The following is a 20,791-nucleotide window of genomic DNA, read 5'->3' as shown; positions in this document are numbered from 1 at the left end:
TCGCTGACAGAGCAGCGCCCGGTCCCCTTGGGGCCGGGCGCTGCTGCGTTCCCGTATGCCGTTGCGAGGGACTGTCGGTACGCTCGCCTAGGTTGGCGCCCATGGCAGCGAAGGGCACGAGACCGGCATACCGGTGCACGGAGTGCGGGTGGACGACCGTCAAGTGGGTGGGTCGGTGCGGCGAGTGCCAGGCCTGGGGGTCGGTGACCGAGGTCGGCGCGGTGACGGCGCGGACCACGGCCGCCAAGTCCGTCGAGCGCCCCGCCGTCCCGATCGGCGAGGTCGACTCGAGCAGGGCGCAGGCCCGCGGCACCGGGGTGCCCGAGTTCGACCGCGTGCTCGGTGGCGGGCTCGTCCCGGGCGCGGTCGTCCTCGTCGCGGGTGAGCCGGGCATCGGCAAGTCGACCCTGTTGCTCGACGTCGCCGGCCGGGCCGCCCGCGGTGGCGAGCCGGGGCACGAGCGCCGGGTGCTCTACGTCAGCGGCGAGGAGTCCGCGGCGCAGGTGCGCAGCCGTGCCGAGCGCATCGAGGCAATGGCGCGGACCCTCTACCTCGCGTCCGAGACCGACCTCGCGACCGTGCTCGGCCAGATCGACCAGGTCGAGCCCGAGCTCGTGATCATCGACTCGGTCCAGACCATCAGCAGCGCCGAGGTCGACGGTTCCGCGGGCAACGTCTCGCAGGTGCGCGAGGTCGCGGCCAGCCTCATCGCCATGGCCAAGTCGCGGGGCATCTCGACCCTGCTCGTCGGCCACGTCACCAAGGACGGCTCCATCGCCGGCCCGCGGGTGCTCGAGCACCTCGTCGACGTCGTCGTGCAGTTCGAGGGTGACCGGCACAGCCGGCTCCGGCTCGTGCGGGCGGTCAAGAACCGCTACGGCCCGACCGACGAGGTCGGCTGCTTCGACCTGTCCGACGTCGGCATCACCGGACTCGCCGATCCCAGCGGGCTCTTCCTGTCCAACCGCACCGCCGCCGTCCCCGGCACCTGCGTCACGGTGACGCTCGAGGGCCGCCGCCCGCTCGTCACCGAGGTCCAGGCGCTCGTCGACCAGAGCGAGGTGCCCAACCCCCGGCGCGCGACCAGCGGTCTCGACTCGGCCCGGGTCGGCATGATCCTCGCCGTACTCGGCACCCGCGCCCGGGCCCCGATCGGTCGCAAGGACGTCTTCGCGTCGACCGTCGGCGGGGTGCGGATCACCGAGCCGGCGGCCGACCTGGCCGTCACGCTCGCGCTCGCCAGCGCGATCAACGACCAGCCGCTGCCCACCGGCACGGTCGCGTTCGGCGAGGTCGGCCTCGCCGGTGAGCTGCGACCGGTGACCGGCGCCCACCGCCGTCTGGCCGAGGCCTCGCGGCTCGGGTTCACCACCGCGATCGTCCCGCCCGGAGTCGTCGGGGGCGGGCCCGTGCCTGACGGCCTGCGCGTCATCGAGGTCGCCAGCGTGCTCGAAGCGGTCCAGCTCTCGGTCACGCCCGTGGGATAGACATGTCCTGACGTCCACTCGTCCACGGGAGAGCAGCATGTCGTTCCAGGCCTATCTCGACGCCATCGAGAAGCAGACCGGCAAGACCCCCCAGGAGCTCCTCGAGCTCGCACAGGCACAGGGGTTCGGACCGGACACCAAGGCAGGGGTCATCGTCGACTGGCTCAAGGCCGACGTCGGTCTCGGTCACGGGCACGCCATGGCCTTCACCCAAGTCGTGCGCCAGGGTGCCCACATCGGCGACAAGCACGTCGGCACCACCGGCAGCCACCGCGACGAGTCCGACACCCTTCGGCTCGACGGGATCGCCGCACGCGAGTCCTGACCGTGATCCGTCACGGGACCGGACGGCATACCTGCGCCGTTAGACTCCGATCGGGCAGGGGTACCTGACCTGCAACGACCTGAAGGGGACGTACGTGGCCACGCCGCTGCACGAGGACGAGCTGATGCGGACGACCCTCGCCGCCGTCGCGCCGGGCACCGAGCTGCGCGACGGTCTCGAACGCATCCTCCGCGGCCGCACCGGCGCCCTCATCGTGCTCGGCCAGGACCGCACCATCGACGCGATCGCCACGGGTGGCTTCCCGCTCGACGTGGAGTTCTCGGCCACCCGCCTGCGTGAGCTCGCCAAGATGGACGGCGCCATCGTGTGCGACCGCGACGTCACCAAGATCCTGCGCGCCGCCACCCAGCTCGTCCCGGACGCGACCATCGAGACCAGCGAGTCCGGCACCCGTCACCGCACGGCCGAGCGGGTCGCGAAGCAGACCGGCTTCCCCGTCGTCTCGGTGAGCCAGTCGATGCGCATCGTCGCCCTCTACGTCGGCGGCAGCCGGTTCGTCCTCGAGGACTCCAGTGCGATCCTCTCCCGGGCCAACCAGGCGCTGCAGACCCTCGAGCGCTACAAGCAGCGCCTCGACGAGGTCACCGGCACGCTCTCGGCCCTCGAGATCGAGGACCTCGTCACGGTCCGCGACGTCGCCAACGTGCTCCAGCGTCTCGAGATGGTCCGCCGGATCAAGGACGAGATCGGCGACTACGTCCTCCAGCTCGGCACCGACGGCCGCCTCCTCAGCCTCCAGCTCGAGGAGCTCACCGGCGGGCTCTCCGACGACCTCGGCCTCGTCATCCGCGACTACCTCCACGAGTCGCGCGGCGAGCACGACCTCGAGCGGGCGATCGCAAACCTCACCGACATCGACGCCACCGAGCTGCTCGACCCGGCCGCGGGCGCGAAGTCGCTCGGCTTCACCGTCGTCGGTGACGCGCTCGACTCCTCCGTGAGCCCGCTCGGCTACCGCATGCTCAGCAAGGTGCCGCGGCTGCCGGGCGCCATCGTCGACCGCCTCGTCGAGCACTTCGGCAGCCTCCAGAAGCTCCTCGCCGCCGGCGTCGACGACCTCATGAGCGTCGAGGGCGTGGGCGAGGGTCGCGCCCGTCTCGTCCGCGAGGGCCTGTCGCGACTCGCGGAGAGCAGCATCCTCGAGCGCTACGTCTGACCCGGGGCGCTGGCGACCGTGAGCGCATCGCTCCCCTGCGCGATCGACGTCGCCGCGCTGCACGGTGCCGTCCTCGACTGGTATGCCGTGAGCTCCCGTCCGCTGCCCTGGCGCGACCCGTCGTGCTCGGCGTGGGGGGTGCTGCTCTCCGAGGTCATGTCGCAGCAGACGCCCATCGCGCGGGTCGAGCCGATCTGGCGCGCGTGGATGCAGCGCTGGCCCACCCCGGCCGACCTCGCTCGGGAGTCGCCCGGGGAGGTCGTGCGGGCCTGGGGCCGGCTCGGCTACCCGCGGCGCGCCCTGCGGCTCCACGAGGCCGCGACGGCGATCGCCGAACGCCATGATGGACAGGTGCCACGCGACCAGGCCGAGCTGCGCGCGCTGCCCGGCATCGGCGAGTACACCGCGGCGGCCGTCGCGGCGTTCGCGTACGGTGACCGCTCGGTCGTCGTCGACACCAACGTGCGCCGGGTGCAGGCGCGAGTCGTCACCGGCCGGGCCCACGCCTCGCCGTCGATGACCCGGGCCGAGGTCGCGCTCGCCGCGGACCTGCTGCCCGATGACGACGAGGATGCGGCCGTCTGGAACGTCGCGGTGATGGAGCTCGGCGCGCTCGTGTGCACGGCCCGCAGCCCACGGTGCGACGAGTGCCCCGTGAGCGCCCGGTGCGCTTGGGTGCTCGGGGGGCGGCCGGCATACGACGGCCCGCCGCGACGCGGGCAGAAGTGGAACGGCACGGACCGCCAGGTGCGGGGCATCATCGTCCAGGCGCTGCGCGAGAGCTCCGGGCCGCTGCCACGAGCGGCGCTCGCACCGGGTCGCGACGAGGTCCAGGTCGACCGGTGCCTCGCCGGCCTCGTCGAGGACGGTCTCGTCGAGCCCGTTCGTGACGACCACTTCGCGCTGCCTGGGCTCGAGGAGGTCGCGGGGTGAGCACGCCGGACGAGCCCACCGAGCCGCTGCGCCCGGACGAGCCCACCGAGCCGCTGCGCCCGGTCGATCCCACCCAGCCGTTGCGTCCCGTCGACCCCACGCGGCCGGCCGGGCAGGGGGAGTGGGGCGAGCAGGGCACTCGCGACCGGGAGGCGCACGGACGCGCTGGACGGGACGGACGGGACGGACGCGGGGAGCGGGACGGGCGCCGCGTGCCGCCGGATCCCTACGGCGTGCGGGCCGGGGCGGCCAGGGCGTTCAGGGTCGTCGGCCGCGGCACCGTCGGGGGGGCCCGCATGGCCGGTCGCGGAGGCCGCGCCGGAGCCCAGCGCGCCCGGGCGTTCGCCCGCTCCCAGGGTGCTGGCGAGAGCGGGCTCGCACGCCTCGTCGAGCTGCACTTCGTCAACATCTGCGGCGACGCCGCGCTCACGGTGAGCCTGGCCGGCACGATCTTCGCCATCCCCACCGACGAGGCGCGGGCCCAGGTCGCGCAGTTCCTCGTGCTCACCATGGCGCCGTTCGCCCTGCTCGCGCCGTTCATCGGGCCGCTGCTCGACCGCTTCCGGCGCGGTCGCCGCTGGGCGATCGGGACGACGCTCGCACTGCGGGCCTTCCTCTGCTGGGTCCTCGCCGGCGCCGTCGCGACCGACTCGCCCTGGCTCTTCCCCGCCGCGCTGGGCTGCCTCGTCGCGTCCAAGGCCTACGGCGTGACCCGCTCGGCCGCGATCCCTCGACTGCTGCCCGCTGGCTTCACGCTCGTCAACGCCAACTCGCGCATCGCCCTCGCCGGCGTGGCAGGTATGGCCGTCGGTGGCGGACTGGCCGGTGCCATCGCGCGCGTCGGGCCCGAGTGGTCGCTCCGGCTCGCGTTCGTCATCTACGTCGTCGGGACGGTCCTCGCCATCCGGCTGCCCGCGCGGGTCGACTCCTCCGCCGGCGAGGAGGACATCGAGGACACGGTCGACCTATTGCCCGTTCGGGCTCCTCGGTCCGCATCAGCACCGTCCGCGCGACGGCCCGAACGGGCAACCGGTCGCATGGGCGACCGGCTGCGGGCGCGCGTCCTGGCCCTGCCGGTGACCGTGCGCGCCGCTCTGGTGAGCGCGATGGGGGGCCGGCTGCTCACCGGGTTCCTCACGCTCTTCATGGCCTTCCTCATGCGGGAGCAGCCGATCCCGGGCTACAGCGGACCGCTCGTCCTCGCCCTCGTCGTCGGCGCCGCGGGAGCGGGCAACGCCCTCGGGACGGTCGTCGGCAACGCCCTGCGCCGGTTCCCGCCCGACCGGATCGTCGCCGCGGCGTTCCTGCTCATCGTCGCGGCTGCCCTGACGACGGCCTTCGCGTACTCGCTGCTCACCCTGCTCGTGCTCGGCCTGTGCGCCGGACTGTGCTCCCAGGTCATCAAGCTGAGCACCGACGCGATCATCCAGCGCGACGTCGCCGAGAACGTCCGGACCCAGACCTTCGCCTGGTCCGAGACGGTGCTCCAGATCGCCTGGGTCGTCGGCGGCGGCATCGGCATCGCCCTCCCGCTGGTGCCCCGGCTCGGGTTCGGCGTCATCAGCGGGCTGCTCGTCGCGGTCCTGCTGCTGTCCATCCAGGTGCGCCGAACCCAGCCACCCAGACGCGCCGCCGTTTGACCACTAGGTCACGATCGTGGCTGGACCGGCCCGCATTTCGTGACCAATTGGTCGAAAGTGGTCAAGGCTCAGAGGACGCGCAGCATCCTCGTGTTGCCCAACGTGTTCGGCTTGACCCGCTCGAGGTCGAGGAACTCCGCGACACCCTCGTCGTAGGACCGCAGCAGCTCGAGGTAGACCTCGGGCTCGACCGCCTGGCCCTCGATGGGCGCGAACCCGTGCCTCGCGAAGAACTCGGTCTCGAAGGTGAGGCAGAACAGGCGCTCCACCCCGAGCCCGACTGCCCGGGCGACCAGGCTCTCGATGATCCGCGAGCCGATGCCGTGGCCGAGTGCCGCGGACGACACGGCGAGGGTGCGGATCTCGGCGAGGTCCTCCCACAGCACGTGCACGGCGCCGCACCCGACGACCTCGCCGTCACGCTCGGCCACGACGAAGTCGCCGACCGACTCGTAGTAGGCGACCGCCTCCTTCTGGAGCAGCACCCGCTGCTCCGCGAGCGGCGCCACCAGGGCCCGCATGGCCCTGACGTCCCGCGTGCGTGCCGGACGGATCCGTATGCCGGCCCACGCAGAGCGTGGGACCCGCGCCCCGGTCCCGTCGTCGGGCTCGACGGCGTCGGCGGTCTCGGCGGAGGCAACAGGAGCGGCAGGTGCGGCGGGCTCGGAGTGCGAGGACGGCATACGACAAGTATCGCGGCCCGCACGGAAACGGGCCGCCCGCGCACGAAGCGCGGACGGCCGGTCCGACGGCACCCTCCCGAGCGGCGTCTCAGTTGGTCGTGTACGCCGTTCGGATGCGAGCGAGGTCGGTCGACGTGGGAGTCCAGGAGTAGCCGGCCAGAGTCGCGCTCTTGGAGATGAACGCCCTCATGATGTGCGGGTCGGCCGCGTGGTCCCAGTGCCCGAGACAGTGCCCGACCTCGTGGCTGACGATGGCGGCCAGCCACTTGCCGTACGGGCGACCGACGCCGCCGACGGACGTGTTCACGTTGACGATGCAGTCACCGATCTCGAGACCGCCGTTCGGTCCGGTCGTGAGCCAGGTGGGCACCTCCACCCAACCCCCGATCTTGGTGCCTGCCCTGGCCGAGCTCCACCGGATGGTGATGCCTCGGGACGGCTCGGTGGTCACCGGGACGAGGTCGATGCCCGTGCCCACCTCCCAGCGGTGGGCAGCCGTCGTCGTCCCGACGACTCCCAGGCGGTTGTGGACGGGGATGGTGTCACGGAAGAAGGGGTAGTCCACCCACGCCGTGGCAGCGACCGCACTCGGTGGGGTGAGCAGGGTCGTGGCACAGGCGAGCAGCCCAGCGAGGAACGCCGTGGTCCAAGCCCTCATGGTGCTCACTCCTTCACACCGAGACGACGGGATCGTCCGGTCCATGGTCATCCGACGCGCATCCGGGTGACGTCATCGTGGTCCACATGGGAGCAAAAGAGGGTAAAGGGCGGGCAAATTCACTAGTCCCATTGGCGCGAGCCGCGCCGGGGACCCGGACCCACGGCGCGCTCGCGACACACGAAAACCGGCCGCCCGCGCACGAAGCGCGGACGGCCGGTCCGTTCGGACGCCCCGGCTGGGCCGACGTCCGAGGTGAGGGTCAGCGGGTCGCGTAGACCGGCTGGCTCTGCGGGTTGAGCTCGTTCATCTTCACGTCGGCAGCCTTCATCAGGCTGCGGTCGGTGATCTTGAGGACGTCGAAGCCCTTGCCGAGGTCGGACGAGAAGACGTGGCCGTTGTAGTAGTACGACGACCAGGTGCCACCGCCGCCACCACCGACGCCGCCGTTCGGGCCGCGCTCGAAGTAGCCGATCTCACGCGGGTTCTCGGAGTCGGTGAAGTCCCAGAAGGACGTGCCACCCATGTACCAGGACTGGACCATGACGTCGCGTCCCTGAACCGGGATGAGCGAGCCGTTGTGGGCGACGCAGTTCTCGGAGTCGTTCTGGTGCCGGGGGATCTTGTAGTACGACTTGAAGGTCAGCTGGTTGTCGGCCGACAGGTCGTAGATGCCGTTGGCGCCACGGGTCGGGCCGACCTTGGTGTTGCAGGTCGCGCGGCCGCCACCACCGAGCTCGTCGGTGAAGATGACCTTGGTGCCCTTGTTGTTGAACGTCGCCGAGTGCCAGAACGCGAAGTTCGCCGTGTCCTGGACGCGCTCGATGACCTTGGGAGCCACCGGGTCGGAGATGTCCATGATGATGCCGTCGCCCATGCAGGCACCGGCCGCGATCTTCTTGGACGGGTAGGCCGTGATGTCGTGGCAGCCGCTCGTCGTCGAGTAGGTGTCACCGGACGGGTGGACACCACCGGGGTTGCCGCCGTCGGGGAAGAGGTTGGGCTCGGCGACGACCTTGGCCGCCGTCGGGTCGGCCTTGGGGACCTCGACGATGCTGATCGAGTCGTGCGGCGGCTGGCAGTCGGGGTATTCCGCGCGGGGCGAGTAGGACGACACGTAGAGGTAGTCGTTCTTGTCGCCGGGCACGAGCGTGTTGGTGTGCGAGCCGCACTTGGTCTCGACGGCCTTGAGGTACTTGGGGCTGGTCGGGTCGGACACGTCGAAGATCTTGATGCCCTCCCACGACTCCTTCACCGTCACCGGCGAGGTCGTCGAGGCGCACGAGGTGTCGCTGCGCGAGGAGTCGGTCGAGAGGTAGAGCAGGTTGCCCGAGATGGTGATGTCGTTCTGCGAGCCGGGGCAGCTCACGCGAGCGAGGACCTTGGGCGAGGCCGGGGTCGAGACGTCGTAGATGACGAAGCCGTTGTAGTTGCCGACGAAGGCCTTGTTGCCCGAGAAGGCGATGTCGCTGCCCGTGCCGTCGACCGGGGTGACGTGCGGGGTGTTGAAGAGGTGCTGGACGTTGGCGCTGCGCCCGATCTGGTCGGGTGCGAGCTGGACGCCTGACTTGCCGACCGCTTCCGGTTCGACGTCAGCGGCGCCGGCCGAAGCCACGCCCCAGCCGCTCGCGGCGAGCGCGGCAACGGCCGCGATCCCCACTGTGCGGAAAAGCCTCATGGTTCCTCCTCCGTCGGGCAGGCCAGGAGCGACTGCCCAAATGTGTGTGCGGTGAGGTCATGCTCGTCGAAAAGTTCCCACAGGTGGGTAAAGGGAGGGTAAGAACTCCCTACTCGCCAGTTGTGTCCGCATCGGACGGGGCGATGGACAGGGACGCCAACTACAGTGCCGCACATGCCGATTCGCCGCCGCACGACAGCCGTCGCCCTCAGCGCCCTCCTCGCCCTCGCCCTGACGGCATGCTCCGGTGACGAGAAGCCGCAGCCGGTGCCCGGCACTCCCGGCCCGACCTCGAGCGATCCGGTGATCCAGCCCGGGCTGCCCGGCGAGCCGAACGCGACGGTCAGCGGCAGCGCCGCCACGCGCGCACCTCGGACGGTCTCACCGGGCGACGTCACCTTCTACCAGGACATGATCGTCCACCACTCGCAGGCGCTCGTCATGGTCGAGACGGCGCTGCCACGGCTCACCGACACCCAGGCGAAGTCGCTCGCCGCGCGGATCGGTGACGAGCAGCGGCCCGAGATCCTCGCGATGACGACATGGCTCCAGGAGCGCAAGCAGGAGGTCCCGCCGCAGGCGACGAACCCCCGCCTGGGCGACCACGACCACGCGGGCATGCCGGGCATGGCGACCCCTGCGCAGATGGAGGAGCTCGCCAAGGCCACCGGCGTCGCCGCCGACCGCCTCTTCCTGCGCCTGATGATCGCCCACCACCAGGGCGCCCTGACGATGGTGGGCCAGCACGGGACCTCCGCCGGCGAGGAGATGGTCGAGGAGATGGCGGCCGACATCAACGTCACGCAGACCAAGCAGATCCAGCAGATGCAGGGCATGCTCGCGCGCCTCTCCTGACCCGACACTTTTCGACCAAGAGGTCACGAACTGTCGGCAGCGCCGTTCGTGACCCCCTGGTCGACAAGTGCGTGGGCAGGAGACACGACGGAAGGCGGGGTATGCCGTGAGCTCGCGCTCGCGGCATACCCCGCCTTCTGCTTCGGTCAGGTCAACTGACCGGGTGGGTCACTCGCTCGAGGCGGCGGACCCGCTGCTCGGCGGCGCCGACGCTCCGGCGGTGACGACCGGGACCTCGATGGCATGCGCGTGCGCGGTGCCCTCGAAGGTGAAGGTGTCGTCCTTGCCCTCGCCGGTCGCGTCGACCGCGACGATCTCGCCGGCCTTGAGCTCGCCGAAGAGGATCTTCTCGGACAGCACGTCCTCGATCTCGCGCTGGATCGTGCGACGCAGCGGTCGCGCACCCAGCACCGGGTCGTAGCCGCGCTTGGCGAGCAGCATCTTGGCCGCGGGCGTGAGCTCCATGCCCATGTCCTTGTCCTTGAGGCGCTTGTCGAGCTTGGCGATCTCGAGGTCGACGATCTGGATGATCTCGTCCTGCGTGAGCTGCGGGAAGACGATCGTGTCGTCGACGCGGTTGAGGAACTCGGGGCGGAAGTGCTGCTTGAGCTCGTCGATGACCTTGTTCTTCATCCGGTCGTAGGTGCTCTGGGTGTCCGGACCGGCAGTGAAGCCGAGGGCGCCCTTGGTGATGTCACGCGTACCGAGGTTGGTCGTCATGATGATCACGGTGTTCTTGAAGTCGACCATCCGACCCTGGGAGTCGGTGAGGCGGCCGTCCTCGAGCACCTGCAGCAGGCTGTTGAAGATCTCGGGGTGGGCCTTCTCGACCTCGTCGAACAGCACGACCGAGAACGGCTTGCGCCGGACCTTCTCGGTGAGCTGGCCGCCCTCCTCGTAGCCGACGTAGCCGGGAGGCGAGCCGAAGAGCCGCGAGACGGTGTGCTTCTCGCTGTACTCGGACATGTCGAGCTGGATGAGGCTGTCCTCGTCGCCGAAGAGGAACTCGGCGAGCGTCTTGGCGAGCTCGGTCTTACCCACACCGGTCGGACCGGCGAAGATGAACGAACCACCGGGACGGCGCGGGTCCTTGAGGCCCGCACGCGTGCGACGGATCGCCTGCGAGAGCGCCTTGATGGCGTCGTCCATGCCGACGACCCGCTTGTGCAGCTCGTCCTCCATGTGGAGCAGCCGCGAGGACTCCTCCTCGGTGAGCTTGAAGACCGGGATCCCGGTGCTCGCCGCGAGGACCTCGGCGATGAGCTCCTCGTCGACCTCGGCGACGACGTCGAGGTCACCGCTCTTCCACTCGTTCTCGCGCTGGGCCTTCTCGGCGCGCAGGTTCTTCTCGTCGTCGCGCAGGCGCGCGGCCTTCTCGAAGTCCTGCCCGTCGATCGCCGACTCCTTCTCGCGCACGACGGCCGAGATGCGCTCGTCGAACTCGCGCAGGTCCGGCGGTGCGGTCATCCGGCGGATGCGCAACCGGGCGCCCGCCTCGTCGATGAGGTCGATGGCCTTGTCGGGGAGGAAGCGGTCGTTGACGTAGCGATCGGCCATGTTGGCCGCCGCGACGAGCGCACCGTCGGTGATGGAGACGCGGTGGTGCGCCTCGTAGCGGTCGCGCAGGCCCTTGAGGATCTCGATGGCGTGGGCCAGCGTCGGCTCGGCCACCTGGATCGGCTGGAAGCGGCGCTCGAGGGCGGCGTCCTTCTCGATGTGCTTGCGGTACTCGTCGAGTGTGGTCGCACCGATGACCTGGAGCTCACCACGCGCGAGCATCGGCTTGAGGATGCTCGCGGCGTCGATCGCACCCTCGGCCGCACCGGCACCGACGAGGGTGTGGATCTCGTCGATGAACAGCACGATGTCGCCGCGGGTGCGGATCTCCTTGAGGACCTTCTTGAGACGCTCCTCGAAGTCACCGCGGTAGCGACTGCCGGCGACGAGAGCGCCGAGGTCGAGGGTGTAGAGCTGCTTGTCCTTGAGGGTCTCGGGGACCTCGCCGCGCACGATATCCTGGGCGAGGCCCTCGACGACGGCGGTCTTGCCGACACCGGGCTCACCGATGAGGACGGGGTTGTTCTTGGTGCGGCGGGACAGCACCTGCATGACCCGCTCGATCTCCTTCTCACGCCCGATGACCGGGTCGAGCTTGCCCTCGCGGGCAGCCACGGTGAGGTTGCGACCGAACTGGTCGAGCACGAGCGAACCGGCGGGGATGCCCTCGGCGGGGCCACCCTGACCGACACCGGCCGTGGCGCCCTCCTTGCCACCTTGGTAGCCCGAGATGAGCTGGATGACCTGCTGGCGCACGCGACCGAGGTCGGCGCCGAGCTTGACGAGGACCTGGGCGGCGACGCCCTCGCCCTCGCGGATCAGGCCGAGGAGGATGTGCTCGGTGCCGATGTAGTTGTGGCCGAGCTGGAGCGCCTCGCGCAGCGAGAGCTCGAGCACCTTCTTGGCTCGGGGCGTGAACGGGATGTGACCGGTCGGGGCCTGCTGGCCCTGGCCGATGATCTCCTGCACCTGCTCGCGGACGGCGTCCAGAGAGATCCCGAGGCTCTCGAGGGCCTTGCTCGCGACACCCTCACCCTCGTGGATGAGGCCGAGGAGGATGTGCTCGGTGCCGATGTAGTTGTGGTTGAGCAGCCGCGCCTCTTCCTGGGCGAGGACGACCACCCGGCGGGCCCGGTCGGTGAACCGTTCGAACATGGTGCTGGCTCCTGACTGATATGAGTCACCTCGATGCTATCCCCGCTCCCTGTATGCCGTGACCTCCCTTTCACAGGGAGGTCACCGATCGGGGAGTGGTCAGCGGGGTTCGAGGTGTGTCAAGGCGTCCAACGCGGCATACGGGCCGGGTGTTCCGCGGGGTGAGCCGAGCCCACTCATGTTCGCTGTCGGCGGATTCCGGCGGGTCAGTCGCCCGCCTCGGTGCGTCCCGTCCTGAGGATGCGGAGCGTCACGTTGCCGTCCTTGGTGGCGACCACGGTCACCTCGTCGCCCGTGGCCAGGGTGGACACCTTGTCCTGCAGCCGCTGGCGGGTGTCGGCGCCGATCGTGTAGGTCGCGGTGTGGCCGTCGGTGCTCTTGACGGTGAGCGTGTCCGCGGTCACCGCGGTGACCACTCCCCGCTGGAAGACGACGGTGGTCGTGGCCGCTCCCTCGCCCGGGACCACCGCCTCGCCGTGCAACGGGGCGCCGGCGCCCGGCAGCCCCAGGCCCGGCAGCCCCAGACCCGGGAGGTCACCCGCGCCGCCGCGCCCGTTGCCACCGTTCTGGCCCGGCGGGAGCTGCTGGGGTCCGCGTTCGGGGTTCATCCGTTCGCGTCCGGGCATGTCCCGGGAGTCGGTCGCCCACGGTCCGCGACCGCGGTCGTCCCCGACGTGCCGTGCCACGAACACCGCGCCGAGGGCGGCCACGAGCAGGGCGACGAGTGCGAGGCTGGCGCCCGCCAGGATCACCGCGAGCGTTCCACCTCGCGTCGAGGTCGCCTCCCCCCACATCGAACGGCGCGCGGTCGTTCCCGGGGCGGCCTGCGACATGGCCGGCTGCGAAGCAGGCGGCGCGGGCGGCGCGGTCGGTTCGATCGGCATCGTGGGCGGGTTCGCCGGGGACTCGGGCGAACCCGGCTGGTCAGGCGTCTGGCTCATGGGAGGGGTCCTTCCGCTCACCCCTCAGGATGCTCCTCCAACCTGTGACGACGCCGGGAGTTCGCTGCGCACGGGACCGGAACGGACGGCATACGGCGGCGTCCGCGGCGACGGCCGCCCACGAGGGCGACCGCCGCCCCGGATCCGGCGGGGTCAGGCGCCGTCGGTGCCCGGCTCACCGACCGTGACGACGAGCTGGGCGCCGTACGGCAGCGCCTGGACGAGGCGCATCCGTGCCAGGGCAGGGTGGTCGTCGAGCAGCTTCGCGCCGTTGGCCAAGGACCGCAGGGCGGCCGTCTCGGCCCGCGCGATCTCGAGCTGGGCTGCGCCACGGCGGCGTGCCGTGGCGAGCTCGAGGGTCGCCGCCCGGACCTCCGCCGGGAGGATGACGTCCTTGACGACGACCTCGGTGACCGCGACCCCGACCGGTCGGGCCACCGAGGCCACCGCCGCAGTGAGGGCAACGGCGTCGAGCCCCGACCCGCGCTGCGACACCGTGTCGAGCGTCAGCCCGGCGACGGCGTCCCGCAGCGCGACCTGCGTCCCGAGGTAGACCAGACCGAGCGGGTCGGTCGCGCGCTCGAGCCACGCGACGGGGTCCGCGACGGTCCACCGCACCGCCGCCGAGACGCGCACCTGCACGCCGTCGACGGTGAGGATCTCCTGCGGGGCGACCGCGAGCAGCTGCTCGCGCACGTCCACTTGGACGTAGGTCGCCCTGCGGGCCCTGCGGTGACGGCCCGGATCGAGCACCCGGACAGGGGTGCCGTCGACGAGCTCGACTGCCACGGTGTGGGCGGGGACGGTGACGTGGACGAGGAACATGGGCAACCTCCTTCGGGTGCGCCGGTGGGCAGGACGAGTGGTGTGGCGTCGGACGTGACGGAGCGGGCAGGTGATGGTGCCGGTCGGCGGACGCGCGTGCGGGGCTGCGGGCGTCTCCCTGACCACCCGGGCCACTGAGCACTCACGTCCGTGACTCCGACCGGCACCACCTGTCTGTGAAGCGGGAGTTGAACCCGAAGCCTTGACAGGGCCTGCCAGTGGATCCATCGACGAGAGGCGATGCGCAGGACCGGTGTGCGGCACGCCGCTCCGGCTGCTTCCTCTCGTCCGTCCGTGGACCAGTGTGCGGACCGGCGTATGCCGTCCGCCACCGAATTACGGTCGGCTGCCGTCAGCCTCGGCGCTGGCAGTTGCCGCACCAGAAGAGGTTGCGGCCGGCGACGACCTGGGTGCGGATCCGCGAACCGCACACGTGACACGGCTCGCCCTGTCGCTTGTAGACGTAGGACTCGCGCTCGGTGAGCCGCACCTCCTCACCCTCCTCCAGGGCGCGCGAGACCTCGTCGACCTGCTCGTGCACCGTGACGATCTTGCTCGTCGCGACGCCGAGCGGCAGGAGCGCGACGAGGTCCTCCCAGATGGCCCGCCACGTCTTGCGCTGGAGTTTGTCGCCCGGGCGGAACGGGTGGACGCGCAGCCGGAAGAGCACCTCGGAGCGGTAGACGTTGCCCACCCCGGCGAGGACGGCCTGGTCCATGAGCAGCTCGGCGATGGGCCTGCCCGAGCGCTGGATCCGCTTCCACGCGAGGTCCGGGTCGGAGCGAGGGTCGCTGGGACGCAACGGGTCCGGGCCGAGCCGTCCGAGGACCTCGTCGACCTTCTCGGGGGTGACGACGTCGCAGACCATGGGTCCGCGCAGGTCGGCCACGTGGTCGTCGGTTGCGAAGCGGCACCGGACCTGACCCACGACCGGCATCTCACCGGCATACGACGTCGTGTCGATCGTGAAGGTGCCGATGAGACCGAGGTGCACCCACAGGATCCGGTCGCCGGCGAACTCCACGAAGAGGTGCTTGCCCCACGACGTCGCCTCGAGCACCTCGGTGCCCGAGAGCAGTGCGGCGCCCTCGGCGAACTTCCCCTGCGGGCTGGTCACGACCGGCGAGGTGCCGCGGAAGGCGGTGTCGAGGTCGCGGGCGAGGGCGTAGAGGGTGTGGCCTTCGGGCATGGGCCCATCATCGGCCACACCCGGACTGCGCCACATGGCAGCCACCGAGGCCCAGCCCGGCTGGGGCGAGACACGGGCCCGTATGCCGTGCGGACGGCATACCGGGAAGGTGTGCTCGACGTCGCTTCAGTCGGTGATGTCGGCGAGGTAGACGTCGTCGCCATCGGGGCCGAACGTGAATCCCCAGGCCTCGGGCAGTGCTAGGTACGCGAGGAGCCTCGGCTGGCGGCGACAGGCCTCCTGCACGGTCACGACCTCGAACCCGACGGCCTCGTGGGCCTCGTCCATGGAGCCGTAGCCGGCGAACACGACCCAGCCACAGTCGCCGCGTTCGGGCTCGGCGGCAAACCGGGCCCCGTGGACCGGCGCAGCGTCGGGCGACAGGTCCTTCGCCACGAGCATCTGGCCGAACGGCCACGGTGGATGGGGCCACACCCCGGCGCGACGGCAGATCTCGTCCTGGTCGGGACGGACCGAAGGCCAGCGCGTGGCGTCCTCAGGACGGGTCAGCGAGTGCTCGGCGACAGGCGGAAGGTCGGACCGCTCCAGCTCGGCGAGGTAGTCGTCCAGGCCCCCGCTCCCGTCGGGGTCCGTGGCGATGACGTGGCTCACGGGGATGTCGATCCTCGCGTTCACCACGAGCCGGGTGTGCGTGGAGAACGGCACGTTGTCCAGCACGCAGCGCAGCAGGTCCCCGTCCCGGCCGAGCACCTGGAGCCACATGCGTTCGGTGACGAGGGTGAGCTGCGGGACGCCTGCGCTGGAGTAGGCGGGCCGACCGTCGCGGACGGGATCGGACAGGTCGGCGAGGGTGAACATCGCCTTGACTCCCGAGCCGCGTCCGAGCCCATCGAGCTCCTCGCGCGTCGGCATCTCGAAGGTGTCCGGATGCGCGGCGGCGACCGGCCGCGGGTCGATGAGCAGCCAGCCGCCATGATCCAGGACGGCGTCGAGCGAGGGTTCCTGGTGGTCGGACACTCAGGAGGCCTTCTTGGTGGCCTTCTTCGCCGTCGTCTTCTTGGCCGCTGACTTCTTCGCGGTGGTCTTCTTGGCCGCCGCCTTCGTGGCCGGCTTGTCGTCGGACGCCTTGGCGGCGGGCTTGGACGGCGCCTCACCGCGGGAGGCCTTGGCCTTCTCGACCGACTTCGCCAGGGCCGCCAGGAGGTCGACGACCTCGCCGGACTCCTCGGCCTTGGCGGCAGGTGCCCGGACCTCCCCGCCCTCGACCTTGGCCTTGACGAGCTCCTGGAGCGCGATGGCGTAGTCGTCCTCGTAGTCGTCGGCCTCGAAGTCACCGGCGAGCTGCTCGATGAGGAGCTTGGCCATCGCCATCTCCTTGTCGGTCGCCTCTCCGGCGTCGTCGACGTGCGCGAAGTCGGGGCGCCGGATCTCGTCGGGCCAGAGCATCGTCTGCATGACGATGACGCCCTCGCGGACCCGGAGCACGGCCATGGTCATGCGAGTGCGGATCGAGACGGTGACGACCGCCATCCGGCCCTCGGACTCGAGCGCCTCGCGCAGCAGGACGTAGGGCTTGGTCGCCGTCTTGTCCGGCTCGAGGTAGTAGCTCTTGTCGAGCAGCATCGGGTCGATCTGCTCGGTGGGCACGAACTTCTCGACGTTGATCTCCTTCGAGGACTTGCTCGGCAGGTCCTTGAAGTCCTCGTCGGTGAGAACGACCATGTCGCCGTCCTCGGTCTCGTAGCCCTTGGCGATGTCGTCGTACGCGACTTCCTCGCCGTCGATGCTGCACGTGCGCTTGTACTTGATCCGGCCGCCGTCCTCGCGGTGCACCTGCCGGAACTGCACGTCGTGGTTCTCGGTCGCCGAGTAGAGCCGCACGGGCACGTTGACCAGCCCGAACGAGACCGCGCCCTTCCAGATCGCACGCATGGAGCCACTGTATGCCGCGTGCTCACCTCGCAGGGGCGGTCGTCGTCAGCCGAAGAGGTAGGCCAGCGACATGACGAGGAGGTAGATCCCGGGCGGCGCGAGGAAGACCAGCAGTCCCAGGCAGACGAGCGCCAGACTCCACCCGGCGGCGCCCCGGGCGACACGGTCACGGGGCGACCACCGCAGGTGGGCCTCACCGGCGACCCACACCAACGCCACCGGGGTCAGCACGATGACCAGCGCGAAGATGGCGTACGGGGCCTTCGGCCAGATGGCCCCGACCCAAGGAGCGGCCAGGAGCATCGCCACGAGGAGTGCGGCGAACCCCAGGGCCCAGGGCAGGTTGCTGCGCGTGCGCCTCGCCCCGTCCACCGCCATGGGTCCATTCCACACCCTCGGACCCGGGTTCGGAGAGGATGGGCGGATGCAGCCCATGCTCGCGTCGGTCGCCGACGGCATCCCGCGCGGACCCGAGTGGGTGCACGAGGTCAAGTGGGACGGCATGCGGGTCCTCGCCGACGTCCGTGACGGGCGGCTGGTGCTCTCGAGCCGGACGGGGCGGGACGTGTCGGTGAGCTTCCCCGAGCTCGGGGGACTGGCCGACACCTACGACGACCTGCTCCTCGACGGCGAGGTCGTCGCCCTCGACGGCGGCATGCCCTCCTTCGCCGCGCTCGCCGAGCGGATGCACGTGTCGTCGCCCCGCAGGGCGGCCCAGCTCGCGACGACCCGGCCGGTGACCTTCATGGCCTTCGACCTGTTGCGGCTCTTCGGTTCCGACCTCACCGGCCAGCCGTGGTCGGCTCGCCGCGAGCTGCTCGAACGCCTCGAGCTCGGCGGCGCGGCCTGGCAGGTGCCGCCCACCTACCACGACGGCGAGGAGCTCTTCGAGGCCACGCGCGAGCAGGGTCTCGAGGGCATCGTCAGCAAACGACGCTCCTCCCCGTATGCCGCGGGGCGCCGCTCCGCGGACTGGCGCAAGTCACCGCACCGCGCCACGCTGTCGGTCGTCGTCGGCGGGTGGCGCCCCGAGACGGGGACGACGAACCGGCTCGGCGCCGTCCTCGTCGGCACCCCTGACGGAGCCGGCGGCTGGGAGTATGCCGGCCGCGTGGGTGCCGGGCTCGCCGGCACGGCGGGTGCCCGGGTCGGCAGGATGCTGGAACCGCTGCAGCGCAGCGCATCCCCGTTCTCGAACGACGTGCCCCGCGAGGACGCTGCCGGCGCGGTGTGGGTCGAGCCCACCGTCGTCGTGGAGGTGCAGTCCCTGGGACGGGGCTCGACCGGCAAGCTGCGCCAGCCGGCATACCTCGGCATTCGCACCGACCTCACTCCCGCCGACCTGCACGAGGTGACCGATGCCTGAGAAGTACACCCCGGAGATCACGCGCGTCGACGTCGGGGGGCGCACCCTCAAGCTCTCGAGCCTGAGCAAGGTCATGTACCCGTCGACCGAGACGACCAAGGGCGAGGTGCTCAACTACTACGTCACGATCGCGCCGATCCTGCTGCCGCACATCGCTGCTCGTCCGGTGACGCGGGTCCGATGGCCGCACGGGGTGGCCGACCAGAGCTTCTTCGAGAAGAACCTGCCCAGCGGTGCGCCCTCGTGGCTGCCCCGGGTGCAGGTCGACGACGTGACCTACCCGATGGTCGAGGACGTGTCGCACCTCGTCTACCTCGTCAACCTCAACTCCCTCGAGGTGCACGTGCCGCAGTGGACCGTCACCGAGGACGGCGAGCGCGAGAACCCCAACAGGCTCGTCATCGACCTCGACCCCGGCAGCCCCGCGGGCCTCGCCGAGTGCGCACGGGTGGCGCTGCTGCTGCGCGAGCGGCTCGAGGCGCTGGGGCTGGGTCTGCACCCCGTGACGTCGGGCAGCAAGGGGATGCAGCTCTACGCCTCGCTGGGCGGCGACCTCACGAGTGACCAGGTGCGCGACCTCGCCCAGCAGCTCGCCCAGGAGATGACCAAGAAGCACCCCGACCTCGTGCTGTGGAAGATGACGAAGTCGCTGCGGCCGGGGAAGATCTTCCTCGACTGGAGCCAGAACGTCGCCGCCAAGACGACGATCAGCCCATACTCGCTACGCGGCCGGGAGCTGCCCTGCGTCGCGGCTCCGCGGACCTGGGACGAGCTGGAGGCCGGTGCTGCGGGCGAGACGTTCGAGCAGGTGATGTTCGACGACATGCTCGAGCGGATCGAGGAGTACGGCGACCTGCTCGAGGACCTGCTCTGACCCTGCCGGTGGGGCTCATCGGACCGGCACATGCCGCTCCCAGCCGGGTCAGAGGCGGTCGGCTCGAGCGCACCTGACGACGTCAGGCGGTCCACAGCCAGACGACCCACAGGGCGTACGCCAGGGCGGCGATCGTGACGCACAGGATCACGAGACCGACCAGCCGTGAGGGACTCATCGGGCCTCGCCTCCGGCGGTCCTGGGCCGGGTGCCGGGGACGGCACACTCGAGGGCTGAGCCCACCACGCCGGGAACGAAGGACATCAGCGCCACACCCAGTACGCGTCGCAGGATTGCCATGACTCCACGATCCACCCGCACCGGTCGGCCCGGAATGGGGCGGGCTACTCAGGTCGACGTGGTGAGGCGAGGACAGCCGGCGCACTCGTGGCAGCCGGGCAGGGCGTAGATGAGGCAGCACGACCGGCGCTCGACGGTCGGCCCCCAGCCACCGCCGGTCGCCGCCCGAGCCTCGCGCAGGGCCATCTCCCACAGGTCCTCGACCATGCCGAGCCGTTGCCGGGTCGACATCTTGACGTCGACGTCGTAGGCGTTCGCGATCTCGCGGCCCAGCCGGAGGTATGCCGTACGCGCCTCCTCGACGCGCGCCGCCGGCTCGTGGTCGGCCGGCTCCACCGCGAGGAACCCGATCCGCTCGGGGTAGAGCCCGGGCGCGAGGTCGCACGACAGCCCGGAGGCCTCGAGGGTGCCGAGCACGACGCGCCAGGGGCCGGTGCAGGCAGCAAATGCGGACACCTGCGCGGGAATGCTCAGGAGGTGCTGGAGGACGAATGCGGAAGCGACCTGCGGGGGTGCGGGAACGGCATACAGTCTGGAGTTCTGCGCCGTGAGTTTTTGGCACCATTGCGCAGAATTGGCAAAAGCGCTGGTCAGGGCCGTGAAAAGGGTCTCGCCACCGACGAATTCGAGATATCCGTGGTGTCGTGACATGACGGAGGCGACGGCACCCGGGTCGGGTGCCGTCGCCTCGCTGACGTCTTTCGAGATCAGCTGTTGGCCTTGTCGTAGGCCTCCTGGACGGCCGCGGGAATGCGACCGCGCTCGCTCACGTCGTGGCCGTTCTTGCGGGCCCATTCGCGAACGGCGCTGACGTCCTTGCGACGCGCTCCACCACCGCTGCTGCCGCGGCCGGAGACCTTGCGGCCACCCGAGCGGCGGGCGTGACCGACCCACGGGGCCAGCGCATCGCGCAGCTTGGCGGCGTTGGCGGTGTTGAGGTCGATCTCGTAGGACACGCCGTCAAGAGCGAACGTGACTGTCTCGTCGGCATCGGTGTTGTCGATGTCGTCGACGAGCAGCACCTGCACGCGCTGTGCCATCTTGAATTCCCTTCACACGTCGAATATGACGAGCGAAGGTTAGCATTCAGGAATTGTCTTTCGGCTTTTTCGACTGCTCGGACTCCCACTGACTTTGTGCGAGCCGCTCACGACGGTCTCCCTCGAGGATCCGCTTCATGAGGAAATAGAAGAGCAGGGCCACGATGATCGTGGGCAGGATGGCCGCGAGATATGGCCAGATGGAGTCCCACATG

The 20,791-nt window shown here is 70.5% G+C and carries 21 protein-coding genes; 8 read left to right on the top strand and 13 right to left on the bottom strand.

The window, feature by feature from the left end; genetic code table 11:
* The first annotated feature begins 101 nt into the window (after positions 1 to 101).
* The 5 genes from radA to LL946_RS07015 all read left to right on the top strand — a co-directional run bounded on the left by radA (position 102) and on the right by LL946_RS07015 (position 5,562).
* The gene (radA, locus tag LL946_RS07035) at positions 102 to 1,487 is read left to right on the top strand and encodes a DNA repair protein RadA (RefSeq protein ID WP_404386182.1); all 1,386 of its coding nucleotides are present in this window, start codon (positions 102 to 104) and stop codon (positions 1,485 to 1,487) included.
* A 37-nt stretch (positions 1,488 to 1,524) separates the two neighbouring features.
* Positions 1,525 to 1,812: a DUF4287 domain-containing protein gene (locus LL946_RS07030; RefSeq protein WP_404386180.1), complete on the top strand. Its 288-nt coding sequence runs from the start codon at positions 1,525 to 1,527 to the stop codon at positions 1,810 to 1,812.
* 124 nt (positions 1,813 to 1,936) lie between these two features.
* Positions 1,937 to 2,989, top strand: a complete 1,053-nt coding sequence (gene disA / locus LL946_RS07025) for a DNA integrity scanning diadenylate cyclase DisA (RefSeq protein ID WP_404386819.1) — start codon at positions 1,937 to 1,939, stop codon at positions 2,987 to 2,989.
* Positions 2,990 to 3,007: 18 nt separating this feature from the next.
* On the top strand, positions 3,008 to 3,922 hold the full coding sequence (locus tag LL946_RS07020; RefSeq protein ID WP_404386178.1) for an A/G-specific adenine glycosylase: 915 nt from the start codon (positions 3,008 to 3,010) through the stop codon (positions 3,920 to 3,922).
* Positions 3,919 to 5,562 carry an MFS transporter gene (locus tag LL946_RS07015; protein ID WP_404386176.1) on the top strand — a complete coding sequence of 548 codons (1,644 nt, stop codon included), beginning with the start codon at positions 3,919 to 3,921 and terminating at the stop codon, positions 5,560 to 5,562. The genes LL946_RS07020 and LL946_RS07015 overlap by 4 nt, the downstream gene beginning before the upstream one ends.
* A 68-nt stretch (positions 5,563 to 5,630) precedes the next feature.
* Here the strand turns inward: LL946_RS07015 and LL946_RS07010 are convergent, their stop codons facing one another.
* The 3 genes from LL946_RS07010 to LL946_RS07000 all read right to left on the bottom strand — a co-directional run bounded on the left by LL946_RS07010 (position 5,631) and on the right by LL946_RS07000 (position 8,581).
* Complete coding sequence (locus LL946_RS07010; RefSeq protein ID WP_404386817.1) at positions 5,631 to 6,083, bottom strand: amino-acid N-acetyltransferase; 453 nt, start codon at positions 6,081 to 6,083, stop codon at positions 5,631 to 5,633.
* Positions 6,084 to 6,333: 250 nt separating this feature from the next.
* The gene (locus tag LL946_RS07005; protein ID WP_404386174.1) at positions 6,334 to 6,903 is read right to left on the bottom strand and encodes a hypothetical protein; all 570 of its coding nucleotides are present in this window, start codon (positions 6,901 to 6,903) and stop codon (positions 6,334 to 6,336) included.
* A 262-nt stretch (positions 6,904 to 7,165) separates the two neighbouring features.
* A complete protein-coding gene (locus tag LL946_RS07000; RefSeq protein ID WP_404386172.1) occupies positions 7,166 to 8,581 on the bottom strand; it encodes an LVIVD repeat-containing protein in 1,416 nt (471 codons plus the stop codon).
* A 174-nt stretch (positions 8,582 to 8,755) separates the two neighbouring features.
* Between LL946_RS07000 and LL946_RS06995 the strand changes: the two genes are divergently transcribed.
* Positions 8,756 to 9,436 carry a DUF305 domain-containing protein gene (locus LL946_RS06995; RefSeq protein ID WP_404386170.1) on the top strand — a complete coding sequence of 227 codons (681 nt, stop codon included), beginning with the start codon at positions 8,756 to 8,758 and terminating at the stop codon, positions 9,434 to 9,436.
* A 168-nt stretch (positions 9,437 to 9,604) separates the two neighbouring features.
* Here the strand turns inward: LL946_RS06995 and LL946_RS06990 are convergent, their stop codons facing one another.
* From LL946_RS06990 to LL946_RS06960, 7 genes are all read right to left on the bottom strand, one after another.
* A complete protein-coding gene (locus LL946_RS06990; RefSeq protein WP_404386168.1) occupies positions 9,605 to 12,148 on the bottom strand; it encodes an ATP-dependent Clp protease ATP-binding subunit in 2,544 nt (847 codons plus the stop codon).
* Positions 12,149 to 12,354: 206 nt separating this feature from the next.
* Positions 12,355 to 13,089: a hypothetical protein gene (locus tag LL946_RS06985; RefSeq protein ID WP_404386166.1), complete on the bottom strand. Its 735-nt coding sequence runs from the start codon at positions 13,087 to 13,089 to the stop codon at positions 12,355 to 12,357.
* A 153-nt stretch (positions 13,090 to 13,242) separates the two neighbouring features.
* Entirely contained in the window at positions 13,243 to 13,914 is a 672-nt protein-coding gene (locus LL946_RS06980; RefSeq protein WP_404386164.1) for a slipin family protein, read from the bottom strand.
* A 352-nt stretch (positions 13,915 to 14,266) separates the two neighbouring features.
* A complete protein-coding gene (locus LL946_RS06975; RefSeq protein WP_404386162.1) occupies positions 14,267 to 15,103 on the bottom strand; it encodes an Fpg/Nei family DNA glycosylase in 837 nt (278 codons plus the stop codon).
* Positions 15,104 to 15,229: 126 nt separating this feature from the next.
* Positions 15,230 to 16,081 carry a hypothetical protein gene (locus LL946_RS06970; RefSeq protein ID WP_404386160.1) on the bottom strand — a complete coding sequence of 284 codons (852 nt, stop codon included), beginning with the start codon at positions 16,079 to 16,081 and terminating at the stop codon, positions 15,230 to 15,232.
* A complete protein-coding gene (locus tag LL946_RS06965) occupies positions 16,082 to 16,996 on the bottom strand; it encodes a Ku protein (RefSeq protein ID WP_404386158.1) in 915 nt (304 codons plus the stop codon).
* Between the two features lie 45 nt (positions 16,997 to 17,041).
* Complete coding sequence (locus LL946_RS06960) at positions 17,042 to 17,374, bottom strand: hypothetical protein (RefSeq protein ID WP_404386156.1); 333 nt, start codon at positions 17,372 to 17,374, stop codon at positions 17,042 to 17,044.
* Between the two features lie 46 nt (positions 17,375 to 17,420).
* Between LL946_RS06960 and ligD (LL946_RS06955) the strand changes: the two genes are divergently transcribed.
* On the top strand, positions 17,421 to 18,362 hold the full coding sequence (gene ligD / locus LL946_RS06955) for a non-homologous end-joining DNA ligase (protein ID WP_404386154.1): 942 nt from the start codon (positions 17,421 to 17,423) through the stop codon (positions 18,360 to 18,362).
* On the top strand, positions 18,355 to 19,236 hold the full coding sequence (ligD, locus tag LL946_RS06950; RefSeq protein ID WP_404386152.1) for a non-homologous end-joining DNA ligase: 882 nt from the start codon (positions 18,355 to 18,357) through the stop codon (positions 19,234 to 19,236). Before ligD (LL946_RS06955) ends, ligD (LL946_RS06950) begins: the two co-directional genes overlap by 8 nt.
* A 348-nt stretch (positions 19,237 to 19,584) precedes the next feature.
* On the opposite strand, the gene LL946_RS06945 is transcribed toward ligD (LL946_RS06950), so the two are convergent.
* The 3 genes from LL946_RS06945 to LL946_RS06935 all read right to left on the bottom strand — a co-directional run bounded on the left by LL946_RS06945 (position 19,585) and on the right by LL946_RS06935 (position 20,790).
* On the bottom strand, positions 19,585 to 19,992 hold the full coding sequence (locus LL946_RS06945) for a (2Fe-2S)-binding protein (protein ID WP_404386150.1): 408 nt from the start codon (positions 19,990 to 19,992) through the stop codon (positions 19,585 to 19,587).
* Between the two features lie 251 nt (positions 19,993 to 20,243).
* Complete coding sequence (locus LL946_RS06940; RefSeq protein ID WP_404386148.1) at positions 20,244 to 20,576, bottom strand: Lsr2 family protein; 333 nt, start codon at positions 20,574 to 20,576, stop codon at positions 20,244 to 20,246.
* A 46-nt stretch (positions 20,577 to 20,622) separates the two neighbouring features.
* On the bottom strand, positions 20,623 to 20,790 hold the full coding sequence (locus LL946_RS06935; RefSeq protein WP_404386146.1) for a lysyl-tRNA synthetase: 168 nt from the start codon (positions 20,788 to 20,790) through the stop codon (positions 20,623 to 20,625).
* Between the last annotated feature and the right edge of the window lies 1 nt (position 20,791).

The sequence above is a fragment of the Knoellia locipacati genome (assembly GCF_044791685.1).
GTDB lineage: Bacteria > Actinomycetota > Actinomycetes > Actinomycetales > Dermatophilaceae > Knoellia > Knoellia locipacati_A.
This window is presented reverse-complemented; position numbering and strand designations above follow the sequence as displayed.